This window comes from Streptomyces sp. ADI96-02 (assembly GCF_003846185.1).
GTDB lineage: Bacteria > Actinomycetota > Actinomycetes > Streptomycetales > Streptomycetaceae > Streptomyces.
In genome coordinates, this window is sequence record NZ_ML123034.1 from 2,869,539 (window position 1) to 2,881,104 (window position 11,566).

The 11,566-nt window shown below is 72.7% G+C and carries 13 protein-coding genes; 8 read left to right on the plus strand and 5 right to left on the minus strand.

Annotated elements, in window-relative coordinates; all coding sequences use genetic code 11:
* The first annotated feature begins 45 nt into the window (after positions 1 to 45).
* Both EES43_RS12405 and EES43_RS12410 read left to right on the plus strand, forming a co-directional pair.
* Positions 46 to 1,032, plus strand: a complete 987-nt coding sequence (locus tag EES43_RS12405; RefSeq protein ID WP_124268787.1) for an SAM-dependent methyltransferase — start codon at positions 46 to 48, stop codon at positions 1,030 to 1,032.
* Between the two features lie 116 nt (positions 1,033 to 1,148).
* Positions 1,149 to 2,291: an NADH-quinone oxidoreductase subunit D gene (locus tag EES43_RS12410; protein ID WP_124268788.1), complete on the plus strand. Its 1,143-nt coding sequence runs from the start codon at positions 1,149 to 1,151 to the stop codon at positions 2,289 to 2,291.
* 105 nt (positions 2,292 to 2,396) lie between these two features.
* Here EES43_RS12410 and EES43_RS12415 read toward each other — a convergent pair whose 3' ends face one another.
* From EES43_RS12415 to EES43_RS12430, 4 genes are all read right to left on the minus strand, one after another.
* Positions 2,397 to 3,539 carry a hypothetical protein gene (locus EES43_RS12415; protein WP_124268789.1) on the minus strand — a complete coding sequence of 381 codons (1,143 nt, stop codon included), beginning with the start codon at positions 3,537 to 3,539 and terminating at the stop codon, positions 2,397 to 2,399.
* 239 nt (positions 3,540 to 3,778) lie between these two features.
* The gene (locus EES43_RS12420) at positions 3,779 to 4,750 is read right to left on the minus strand and encodes an ABC transporter substrate-binding protein (protein WP_124268790.1); all 972 of its coding nucleotides are present in this window, start codon (positions 4,748 to 4,750) and stop codon (positions 3,779 to 3,781) included.
* A gap of 88 nt (positions 4,751 to 4,838) precedes the next feature.
* Positions 4,839 to 5,513: an ABC transporter permease gene (locus EES43_RS12425; RefSeq protein ID WP_124268791.1), complete on the minus strand. Its 675-nt coding sequence runs from the start codon at positions 5,511 to 5,513 to the stop codon at positions 4,839 to 4,841.
* Positions 5,514 to 5,515: 2 nt separating this feature from the next.
* Positions 5,516 to 6,298, minus strand: a complete 783-nt coding sequence (locus EES43_RS12430) for an ABC transporter permease (protein WP_124268792.1) — start codon at positions 6,296 to 6,298, stop codon at positions 5,516 to 5,518.
* 141 nt (positions 6,299 to 6,439) lie between these two features.
* Between EES43_RS12430 and EES43_RS12435 the strand changes: the two genes are divergently transcribed.
* The 6 genes from EES43_RS12435 (at position 6,440) to EES43_RS12460 (ending at position 10,914) form a co-directional block, all read left to right on the plus strand.
* Complete coding sequence (locus EES43_RS12435; RefSeq protein WP_124268793.1) at positions 6,440 to 7,621, plus strand: ABC transporter ATP-binding protein; 1,182 nt, start codon at positions 6,440 to 6,442, stop codon at positions 7,619 to 7,621.
* A gap of 291 nt (positions 7,622 to 7,912) precedes the next feature.
* Complete coding sequence (gene folP, locus EES43_RS12440) at positions 7,913 to 8,710, plus strand: dihydropteroate synthase (protein WP_206430183.1); 798 nt, start codon at positions 7,913 to 7,915, stop codon at positions 8,708 to 8,710.
* On the plus strand, positions 8,707 to 9,180 hold the full coding sequence (locus tag EES43_RS12445; RefSeq protein WP_124268795.1) for a nuclear transport factor 2 family protein: 474 nt from the start codon (positions 8,707 to 8,709) through the stop codon (positions 9,178 to 9,180). The genes folP and EES43_RS12445 overlap by 4 nt, the downstream gene beginning before the upstream one ends.
* Before the next feature lie 189 nt (positions 9,181 to 9,369).
* The gene (gene folB / locus EES43_RS12450; protein ID WP_124268796.1) at positions 9,370 to 9,729 is read left to right on the plus strand and encodes a dihydroneopterin aldolase; all 360 of its coding nucleotides are present in this window, start codon (positions 9,370 to 9,372) and stop codon (positions 9,727 to 9,729) included.
* Entirely contained in the window at positions 9,726 to 10,337 is a 612-nt protein-coding gene (gene folK / locus EES43_RS12455; protein ID WP_124268797.1) for a 2-amino-4-hydroxy-6-hydroxymethyldihydropteridine diphosphokinase, read from the plus strand. Before folB ends, folK begins: the two co-directional genes overlap by 4 nt.
* 88 nt (positions 10,338 to 10,425) lie before the next feature.
* A complete protein-coding gene (locus EES43_RS12460) occupies positions 10,426 to 10,914 on the plus strand; it encodes a DUF3180 domain-containing protein (RefSeq protein WP_124268798.1) in 489 nt (162 codons plus the stop codon).
* Between the two features lie 16 nt (positions 10,915 to 10,930).
* Here the strand turns inward: EES43_RS12460 and folE are convergent, their stop codons facing one another.
* Positions 10,931 to 11,536, minus strand: a complete 606-nt coding sequence (folE, locus tag EES43_RS12465) for a GTP cyclohydrolase I FolE (RefSeq protein WP_124268799.1) — start codon at positions 11,534 to 11,536, stop codon at positions 10,931 to 10,933.
* Positions 11,537 to 11,566 lie beyond the last annotated feature (30 nt).

An 11,566-nucleotide genomic window follows, 5' to 3' on the forward strand; every position in this document is an offset into this window, starting at 1 on the left:
ATCCAGGTCCCGGGACCGTACTCCCCAAGGTGGAGACTTGCGGGTGTGACGGATGAGTGGCGTGGGTGGCGGGAGGCGGCGGAGACCGCTTTGTACGGGGACGGGGGCTTCTACCGGAGTCCGGAGGGGCCCGCGGGCCATTTCCGTACGTCGGTGCACGCCTCGCCGCTGTTCGCGGCGGCGGTCGCCCGGCTGCTGGCCTCGACGGCGGACGAGCTGGACACCGACACGGTCGCCCTGGTCGACGTCGGGGCGGGGCGGGGTGAGCTGCTGACCGGGGTGCTGGCGGCGGTCCCGGCGGGGCTGCGGGTGGCCGCGTACGCGGTGGAGCGGGCCGGACGGCCGCCGGGGCTGGACGCCCGGATCGTGTGGTGCGCCGAACCGCCGCAGGGGGTGCGCGGGCTGCTCTTCGCCAACGAGTGGCTGGACAACGTGCCGGCCGAGGTGGTGCAGGCGGACGGGGACGGCGTCGCCCGGTACGTCCGCGTGCGGGCCTCGGACGGCGCGGAGCGCCTGGGTCCGCCGGTGAGCGGTGCGGACGCCGACTGGCTGGAGCGCTGGTGGCCGCTGTCCGCGCCCGGCGGGCGGGCGGAGATCGGGCGGACCCGGGACGCCGCCTGGGCGCGGGCGGTGAGCTCGCTGTCCGCCGGTCTGGCGGTGGCGGTCGACTACGCGCATGTACGCGGCGCCCGGCCGCTCTTCGGGACGCTGACCGGGTTCCGGGACGGGCGGGAGGTGCGCGCGGTGCCGGACGGCTCCTGCGACCTGACGGCGCACGTGGCGCTGGACGCATGCGCGGCGGCGGTGGAGCGGGAGGTGCCGGCCGCCGCCGGACCGCCCGAACTCACCGACCAGCGCTCGGCGCTGCGCGGACTGGGGGTGGACGGCGGACGCCCGCCGCTGAGCCTGGCCGCCGCCGATCCCGCGGGCTATCTGCGGGCGCTGTCGGCGGCGGGCGAGGCGGCTGAGCTGACCGCGCGGGGCGGGCTGGGCGACTTCGGCTGGCTGCTGCACCGGGTGGGGGCGCGGTGAGCGAGCCGCCGCCGTGCCGTCCGCCGCCGTGACCCGCCGGCCGGCGCTCCGAGGACTCGTCCCGTGATCCTCGGCGGGCGGGCGGGGAAGCGGGCGGGCAGGGAATACTGTCCCGCATGACGGAGACGACGGTCGGCATCGGCGGCGCGGCGGAGAGCACCGACATGGTGCTGAACATCGGCCCGCAGCATCCCTCGACCCACGGCGTCCTCCGGCTGCGGATCGTGCTGGACGGCGAGCGCGTCCAGCACGCCGAGCCGGTCGTCGGCTACATGCACCGAGGTGCGGAGAAGCTGTTCGAGGCCCGCGACTACCGCCAGATCATCATGCTCGCCAACCGCCACGACTGGCTCTCCGCCTTCTCGAACGAACTGGGCGTCGTGATGGCCGTCGAGCGGATGCTCGGCATGGAGGTCCCCGAACGGGCGGTCTGGACGCGGACGCTGCTGGCCGAGCTGAACCGGGTCCTGAACCATCTGATGTTCCTCGGCTCCTACCCGCTCGAACTGGGCGGCATCACCCCGGTGTTCCACGCATTCCGGGAACGCGAGGAGCTCCAGGCCGTGATGGAGGAGGTCTCCGGCGGCCGGATGCACTACATGTTCAACCGGGTCGGCGGCCTCAAGGAGGACGTCCCGGCGGGCTGGTCCGGCCGGGTCCGGGACGCCGTCGCCTCGGTCCGCTCCCGCATGGACGTCTACGAGGACCTGGTCCTCGGCAACGAGATCTTCCGGGGCCGTACGCGCGGTGTGGGCGTGCTGTCGGCCGACGCCGTGCACGCGTACGGGGTGTCCGGGCCGATCGCCCGCGCGTCGGGCGTCGACTTCGACCTGCGGCGCGACGAGCCGTATCTGGCCTACGGGGAGCTGGCGGACACCCTGAAGGTCGTCACCCGGGCCGAGGGCGACTGCCTGGCCCGCTTCGAGTGCCTGCTGGAGCAGACCCTCAACTCCCTTGATCTGGCGGACGCGTGCCTGGACCGGATGGCCGGCCTGGACCCGGGGCCGATCAACCAGCGGCTGCCCAAGGTGCTGAAGGCCCCCGAAGGGCACACTTACGCCTGGACGGAGAACCCGCTCGGCATCAACGGCTACTACCTGGTGTCCAAGGGCGAGAAGACCCCGTACCGGCTGAAGCTGCGCTCCGCCTCGTTCAACAACATCCAGGCGCTCACCGAACTGCTGCCGGGCACCCTGGTCGCCGACATGGTCGCGATCCTGGGGTCCCTGTTCTTCGTCGTCGGCGACATCGACAAGTAGCCGGCCGGCGACGGGCCGGCCTGCCCGCTTCCTCCTCGTACGCGTCCTCCCGGCGGCCTGAGCCGTCGGGAGGACGCGCGCGTTCGCAGAGGGGCGGGGCGGTCGTCAGGAGACCGCGCCGCGCAGTTCGGCGACGTCGAACTGCTCGGTCTCGTCGTGCGCGGTGAGGTCGATGACCTTGCCGACGGTCCGGTCGTCGGCGGTCCCGGTGCGGTGGGCGGCGAGCGCCTCCTCGCCGACGACGTCCGCGAGGTCCTCGTTCTGCACGGACTCGATCGCGGCGCTCGACTTCTGCGTCCCGAAGAAGTCGAAGCTGCCCTGCGGGACGAGATGACGGCGGGCGGCGGCGTACGGAACGACGGCCGAGGCGGCCGGCACCGTGCGCGGCACATGCACCGGAGCCGTCTCGGCCGGAACCGCCGTCTCGGCCGGAGCCGTCCCTGCCGGGGTCGTCTCCGCCGAGGTCGTCTCGGCCGAGGCGGGCGCGGTGGCCGGGGCGGGCGGGTTCGCGGCGGGCGGGTTCGCGGCGGGAAGGGCGGGCGACGAACGGCGGTGGTCCCTCGCCGTGTCGGCCGCCTCCGCCTTCCCCGTCGGGCCCTCCGCCTCCCCCTCGGCCTCCGCGCCCTGCGGCCCGGGGCGCTCGGCGAGGCCGCGCGGGCGGCCCGCCCCGGCCCGGCGGCGGGCCTCCTGGAGCGCGGCGTTGCGCGTGAGGTTCATCAGGGCCTCGTCCGCGCGGCGGTAGGCGGCCGGGGTCGGCTTCGATCCCGAGGCGGTCAGCTCACGGGGCGTGGAGGCCGCCTCGACGGCGAGCTGCCTGCGGCCCTCCAGCGCACTGGCCCGCTCGGCCTCGGCGTTGGCGTACCGGCGCAGCAGCCCGGCGTGCTCGCCGCGCAGCCCGGCCAGCTCCCCGCGCTTGCTGCGGAGCTTGGTCTCCAGGCGGGTGCGCAGCGCGCGCGACTCCTCCAGGTCCTGCTCCAGTTCGGCTATCCGCTCCTCGGCCCGCCACTCGTCCCCGGCGCGGGCGCGAGTCAGCTCGGCGACCCGCTGTCCCGCGGCCCGGTCCCAGCTGCGCATCAGGTACGCGCCGGTCAGCGCACTGGCGGCCACGGCGGCGACCAGGCCGCGCAGGACCAGTGGTTCGGCCAGGAACCAGGCGCCGGCGGCACCGACGACGGAAACTCCCGCCACCGCTGAGGGAGGCAGGATTCTGTGAAGGGGCGGCGAATGGCGGTGGCGTCCACGTGGCATGGCCTGAAATTTACCGTGTGTACGGGGCACTTGGGGGGCGGCCCGGCAATCTGTTCCCCGCCGGTTACCTGACGGGGAGCGGAAGAAGTGCAGCAAGATCATCCAAGGCCCGTTCCCGCGTTCTTCCCGGTGCCCCGCGCGGTGCTTCCCGCGCGGTGCTTCCCGCACCCTTCCTCCCGCTCTTCTCCCCTTCTTCTTCTCTCCGCCCCCTTCTCCTCTTCCTCTCCTCTTCCTCTTCCCTACTTCTTGATCAGGCCCTTCGAGCGGAGATAGTCCTTGGCCACGTCGGTGGGCTTGGCCCGCTCGGCGTCCACCTTGCGGTTGAGCTCGGCGAGGTCTTCCGTGGTGAGCGTCGAGGTCAGCTTTCCGAGCGCGTCGGCGATCTCCGGGGCTCCGGCGTCCTTGGCGTGCAGAAGCGGAAGGACGTTGTCGGCGTTCTGGAGCTTCTTGTCGTCCTCCAGGAACACCAGCCCGTCCAGCACGGCGTCCGTGGTGGTCGTCAGGACCAACTGGTCCTTGCCGTCGCGGACGGCCTGCTTCGACTGCGGGGTGCCGACGCCCTTGGGGTCGATACCGGTGACGTCGATGCCGTACGTCTTCTTCAGGCCGGGCGCGCAGAAGGGCCGCACCTCGCACTCGTCGCCCGCCGCGATCTTCACCTTGAGCTTCGACTTTCCAAGATCGGAAAGGGTCTTGAGGTTGTTCTTCTCGGCGAATTCCTTCGAGACGGCGAAGGCGTTCTGGTCGACGGCCCCGCCCGCCGGGAGGACCTTGAGGCCCAGCGGCGTGGCGAGCTTCTCCAGCGCGGCGACCGTGGCGGCGGCGTCCCCGGAGGCGACCGGCTTCTCCTGCGCCGCCTGCGCGCCGTTCACCTTGGCGTTGAGGAATTCGGCGATGGTGGCGGCGTATTCGGGGACGACGTCGATCTCGCCCTTCTCCAGGGAGGGCTCGTACAGCTCACGGTTCTTCACGGTGGTGACCGAGGTGCTGTATCCGGCGTCGCCCAGGATCTGCGCGTACAGCTCGGCCAGCACCTTGGACTCGGTGAAGGAGGCCGAGCCGACGACGAGCGAGCCCTTCGTGCCGTCGCCGGCCGAGGAGCCGGAACCGCCCTTCTCCTGCTCCAGGCTGTCGCCGCCGCAGGCCGCGAGCGACCCGGCCAGCGCCACCATGCCGATGACGGCTCCGGCTATCCGCGAGGTCCTGCTCATGTGTTGTTCTCCGTCCGACCAGAAAGGCGATGACAAAACAGTGGGGGCGCGGCGCGGGGAAGCGGCGGCGGGGCGCCGGACGCGCTCATCACACGGCCCGGCGGCGGCGCAGCGGCGAGAGCAGCCGGTCCAGCGCCACCAGCACCCCTTCCACCAGCAGGGCCAGCCCGGCGACCAGCACCGCGCCCGCGAAGACCTGGGCCGTGTCGTAGGTGTTGAACCCGGCCGTGATGATCCGGCCCAGCCCGCCGAGGCCGACCATGGCGGCGATGGAGGCGGTGGCGACGACCTGGACGGCGGCGGACCGCAGCCCGGTCATGATCATCGGGTAGGCGAGCGGCAGCTCGACCCGGACGAAGAGCTGCCCGCCGGACATCCCCATGCCGCGCGCGGCCTCCACCACCGACCGGTCCACCTCGCGCATCCCGACGTAGGCGTTGGTCAGCAGCGGCGGCACCGCGAACAGCACCAGCGCGATGATCGTGGGCCAGTAGCCGGAGTTGCGCAGGGGCGTGACCATGAACAGGGCCAGCACCGCGAAGACCGGAACGGCCCGTCCCACGTTGGAGACGTTCACCGCGAGGGCGCCGCCCCGGCCGATGTGCCCCAGGCGCAGGGCGAGCGGCAGCGCGATGGCGCAGGCCACCGCGAGGGCCGCCCCGCTCACGTACAGGTGCTCGCCGAGCCGCTGCGCCGCCCCGCCGTCCCCGGACCAGTTGGCGCCGGTGGTCAGCCAGGTCCAGGCTTCGCCGATGACTCCCACGGTCAGCCCGCCTCCACCTTCGCCGGGGCGGGGCCGCCCGCCGGATCGCCCGACGCACCCGGGCCCGTACGCACGCCCTCGCCGGCGTCCGCACCCTTACGCGTATCCCCGGCCGCCGCGGACATACGCGTCCAGGGCGTCAGCAGCCGCTGGAGCCCGAGCAGCAGCAGGTCCGCGACCAGGGCGAGCAGCACGCACAGCACGGACGCGGTGAGCACCTGGGCCTTGAAGAAGCTCGGCAGCGCGTCCTCGATGAGATTGCCGAGGCCGCCCTTGCCGACGAGCGAGCCGACCGTCGTCAGCGCGACCGTCGAGACGGTGGCGATCCGCAGTCCGGCCATCAGCGCGGGCAGCGCGAGCGGCAGCTCCACCTCCCACAGCAGCCTGCCCGGCCCGTACCCCATGCCCCGGGCGGCCTCCTTGGCCTCCGGTGGCACGGCTTCGAGCCCGGCCAGGATGTTGCGCACGAGGATGGTCAGCGAGTAGAGCACCAGGCCCGTGACGACCAGTGCGGCGGACAGCCCGAACAGGGGCAGCAGCAGCGAGAACATCGCCAGCGAGGGCACGGTGTAGAGCACGGTCGTCAGCCCCAGCACCGGCCCGGCGAAGCGCCGGCCCCGGCGCGCGAGCAGCGCCAGCGGAAAGGCGACCGCGAGCCCGATCAGCACCGAGACCACCGTGATCCCGATGTGCTGGACGGTCGCGTCGGTCAACTCCTGGCTGCGGGAGCGCAGATACTCACCGCAGATCCAGTCGTTCGCCACCAGGCAGTTCTCTCCGGCCATCCCGCCCCCACCTCCTGATTTCCCTCGTCGTACGGACCCGAACCGATGTCTGGCGACCCTATCCTCGACCACTGACAATCGCGGAGGCTGTCGTATTCCAGCAACATGTCCTTCACAGAACACCCGCCACAATGGGGAATCATGATCCGTTTCGAGCACGTCACCAAGCGGTACGCGGACGGCACCACCGCCGTCGACGACCTTTCCTTCGAGGTCGCCGAGGGTGAACTGGTCACGCTCGTCGGACCTTCCGGCTGCGGCAAGACCACCACCATGAAGATGGTGAACCGGCTGATCGAACCGACCGGCGGCCGGATACTCCTCGACGGGGACGACATATCCGCCGTCGACCCCGTCCGGCTCCGCCGCCGGATCGGCTATGTGATCCAGCAGGTCGGGCTGTTCCCGCACAAGACGGTTCTGGAGAACACCGCCACCGTCCCCCACCTCCTCGGCTGGAAGCGCGGAAAGGGACGCGACCGCGCCGCCGAACTCCTCGACCTCGTCGGACTCGATCCGTCCGTTTATGGCGACCGATATCCCGACCAGCTCTCCGGCGGCCAGCGCCAACGCGTCGGAGTGGCACGGGCCTTGGCCGCCGATCCGCCGGTCCTGCTGATGGACGAGCCTTTCGGAGCCGTCGACCCGGTCGTCCGCGAACGCCTCCAGAACGAATTCCTGAAACTCCAGGCACAGGTCCGCAAAACCGTGTTGTTCGTCACGCACGACATCGAGGAGGCCGTCCGCCTCGGCGACCGGATCGCCGTCTACGGGCAGGGCCGCATCGAGCAGTTCGACTCCCCCGCCACCGTCCTCGGCGCTCCCGCCACCCCGTACGTGGCCGACTTCGTCGGCGCCGACCGCGGGCTGAAGCGGCTCTCGGTGACGCCCATCGAGGAGAGCGACCTCGACCAGCCGCCCGTCGTCCACCTCGACGACCCGCTCACCGCGGCCACCGACCGCCTGAGGGCCGAGGGCGCGCGCTGGGCCGTCGTCCTGGACGGCCGCGACAACCTGCACGGCTGGATCCCCGCGGACGCCACCGCCTCCCCCGACGCCACGGGCACCGTCCGCGAGCACGCCCGCCGCATGGAGGCATGGCTGCCGCTCGGCGCGCCGCTCAAGCAGGCGTTCGCCACCATGCTCCAGCACGACGCGGGCTGGATCGCGGTGATCGACGAGGAGAGCGAGGGCCGCTTCCTCGGCGTCCTCACCCCGGCCCGGCTGCACGAGGCCCTGCGCCGCTCGATCGACGCCGACGCCCAGCACGTGCCGCGCGCCGAGGTCGCCGTGGAGACGGTGGCACGGGCCGCCACCGCCTGAAGCCCGTCGCCGGCCTGCCGCGCGCCGGGCCCGCCGGGCCTGCCGCCGACTTACCGCCGACCTGCCGCCTGCCGGGCCCGCCGGGGAACAGGCCCCCGCTCGTCGGGTCCTCGGCCCGAGCCTCCGCGAGAGCCGGAACCGCACCCCCGGGAGACCGGGTGCGAGCGGCCTGAGGCCGCTCGCTCCAGCGGCACCCGGAGGTCACGGGACAGCCCGTAGGCTGGTCGCATGAGTACGTTGCGCGGGCGCGGCACGGTGCAGGGGCTGCCGGAGTGGGGCCGCTGTGCGGTCATGGGCGTCGTCAATGTGACGCCCGACTCCTTCTCCGACGGAGGCCGCTGGTTCGACACCGGGGCCGCGGTCAAGCGCGGACTCGACATCGTCGCCGAGGGCGCCGACCTGGTGGACGTGGGCGGCGAGTCGACCCGCCCCGGCGCCAGCCGGGTGGACGAGTCCGAGGAGCTGCGGCGGGTGATCCCGGTCGTGCGGGGGCTGGCGTCCGAGGGCGTCACCGTCTCGGTGGACACCATGCGCGCCCGCGTCGCCGAGCAGGCCGTCGCCGCCGGCGCCGTCCTGGTCAACGACGTCAGCGGCGGCCTCGCCGACCCCGGCATGGTCCCGGCCGTCGCCGCCGCCGGCGTGCCGTTCGTCGTCATGCACTGGCGCGGCTTCAGCGAGTCGATGAACAGCCTGGCGGTGTACGAGGACGTGGTCGCCGAAGTCCTCGCGGAGCTGCGGCAGCGCGTGGACGCGGTGATCGAGGGCGGGATCGCGCCGGAACGCCTCGTCATCGACCCGGGGCTCGGCTTCGCCAAGAGCGCCCCGCACGACCTCGCCCTCGTGGCGCACCTGGCCGACCTGCACGCCCTGGGCCGCCCGCTCCTGGTGGCCGCCTCCCGCAAACGCTTCCTCGGGCACGTCCTGGCCGGTCCCGGCTCCACACCGCCGCCCGCCCGCGAGCGCGACGCGGCCACCGCCGCCGTCTCCGCCCTGGCCGCGCGCGCCGGCGCCTGGGCGGTCCGGGTCCACGAGGTACGGGCCACCGCCGACGCCGTACGGGTCGCCCGCGCCGTCGAGGGAGCCGCGTGAACGAGGAGCACGCACGGGCCGCGGCGGACATCGCCGAGGTCGAGGCGGCCAACACCGCCTTCTACGACGCGATGGAACGCGGCGACCACGACGACCTGTCCGCCCTCTGGCTGCCGGGCGAGGACCTCACCGTCTCCTGCGTCCACCCCGGCTGGCCGGTGCTCACGGGCCGGGGCGACGTCCTGCGCAGCTACGCCGTGATCATGGCGAACACGGAGTACATCCAGTTCTTCCTGACCGACGTGTCCGTCGCCATGACCGGCGACACCGCCCTGGTCACCTGCACCGAGAACATCCTCAGCGGCGGCCCCGCCGAGGACGGCGACGCGCTGGGCCCGCTCGTCGGCCAGCTGGTCGTCGCCACGAACGTGTTCCGCCGCACCCCGGACGGCTGGAAGCTGTGGTCGCACCACGGCTCGCCCGTCCTGGCCGAGACCGGCGAGGACGACGACGAGGAATCACCCTCCTGAGCGGTCGGCCGGCCGACGGGGATTGGACCCGCGGGCACGGGGTAAGGGCGGCTACCAGCCCCGTGCGGCGCTGTCCGTGGCCCCCGCGGGGGAGTCCTGTCGGTGCTCGCAGGTAGATTCGGAAGAAGGCACGTCGCCGCCCGCCCGCGGCCGGGTGCCTCCGGACCAACGACAGCAGGAGTGATTCGCGTGGATCGTGTCGCGCTGCGCGGCCTCAAGGCCCGTGGGCACCACGGCGTCTTCCCCAGAGAGCGGGAAGAGGGCCAGACCTTCATCGTCGACCTGGTGCTCGGCCTCGACACCCGCCCCGCGGCGGCCACCGACGACCTGGCCCGCACCGTGCACTACGGCGTGGTGGCGGAGGAGGTCGTCGGCGTGGTGACCGGCGAACCGGTCGACCTGATCGAGACGCTCGCCGAACGCATCGCCCAGCAGTGCCTGAAGCACGAGGGCGTCCAGGAGGTCGAGGTCGTCGTGCACAAGCCGGACGCGCCGATCACCGTCCCCTTCGACGACGTGACCATCACCATCACCCGGAGCCGAGCATGACTGCATTTTCCACCGAGGGGCAGAGCGACCCGACCGTACAGCCGGTTCCGGCCGCCGTGGTCGAGCAGGTGGATGCCGCGGACGTCACCCTCTCCAACCCCAAGTTCGCCGTCATCGCCCTCGGCTCGAACCTGGGCAACCGGCTGGAGACGCTCCAGGGCGCCATCGACGCCCTGGAGGACACGCCCGGCCTGCGGGTCAAGGCCGTCTCCCCGGTGTACGAGACGGAGCCCTGGGGCGTCGAGGCGGACTCGCAGCCCGCGTACTTCAACGCGGTGATCGTCGTGAAGACGACGCTGCCGCCGGCCTCCCTGCTGGAGCGCGGCCAGGCCGTCGAGGAGGCGTTCGACCGGGTCCGCGACGAGCGCTGGGGCCCCCGCACGCTCGACGTCGACATCGTGGCGTACGCCGACGTCCTCTCCGACGACCCGGTGCTCACGCTCCCCCACCCCCGCGCCCACGAGCGGGCGTTCGTGCTCGCCCCCTGGCACGACGTGGACCCCGAGGCCCAGCTGCCGGGCGCGGGGCCGGTGGCCGAGCTGCTCGACGGGGTCGGCCGCGACGGCGTCCTGCCCCGCGCCGACCTGGAACTGCGCCTGCCCGAGTAATCGTTAGGCTCGACGGACGCGGGACCGGCCGGGCGGCCGGACCCGCGACACGGACCACGGAACACAGGCGCGAAGGGCGGCTCACGCGGTGAAGCAACTACGGCTCGGGGTGCTGGCGGGTCTGTTCGCCGGCGCCGGAGTGCTCGCCTGGGGCGGCGCCCGTCTCTGGGACTCCTTCGGCGGCCTTCCGAGCGTCCCGCTCGCCGCGTCCGTCGTCCTCGCCGTGATCGCGGTGATCCTGCTCGCCACCGCCCTGTCCATCCGCGCCCGCCTGCGCGCCCAGCGCGAGCGCCGCCCCGGCGCCAAGGGCGTCGAACCCCTGATGGCGGCCCGCGCCGTCGTCTTCGGCCAGGCGAGCGCGCTGGTCACCGCCCTGGTCGCCGGGCTGTACGGCGGTATCGGCGTCTTCCTCCTCGGCTACCTCGACATCCCGCCCCGCCGCGACCAGGCCATCTACGCGGGCGCGGCGGTCGTGGCCGGCATCGGCGTCGTCGCCGCGGCCTTCTTCCTGGAGCGCGTCTGCAAGCTCCCCCAGGACGGCGACGACGAGGGCCGCGGCGCGACTGCGGCCCGGTGATCGTCCGCCGGTGGCCTCACTTCGCCATGATGAGGCTCATCGCCTCGGCCCGCGTCGCGGGGTCGCGGAGCTGGCCGCGCACGGCCGAGGTCAGCGTCTTCGCCCCCGGCTTGCGGATGCCTCGCATCGACATGCACATGTGCTCGCACTCGATGACGACGATGACCCCACGCGGCTCCAGGATCTTCATCAGCGACTCGGCGATCTGGGTGGTCAGCCGCTCCTGGACCTGGGGACGCCGGGCGTAGACGTCCACGAGCCGGGCGAGCTTGGACAGCCCGGTGATCTTGCCGCTGACCGCCGGGATGTACCCGACGTGTGCGACACCCCGGAAGGGGACCAGATGATGTTCACATGTACTGAACACCTCGATGTCCTTGACCAGCACCATCTCGTCGTGTCCCAGGTCGAACGTGGTCGTCAGGACGTCCTCGGGCTGCTGGTACAGGCCCGCGAAGATCTCCTGATACGCCCGCGCCACCCGACCCGGCGTCTCGCGCAGCCCCTCGCGGTCCGGGTCCTCTCCGACGGCGATGAGCAGTTCGCGTACGGCTGCCTCGGCCCGCTTCTCGTCGAATTCGCCTATCGAACCCTGGCCGTCCAGCGTCACCGGGTCGGTCATCTGTGCCTCGTTCCTCTGTGCTGTCCCGTG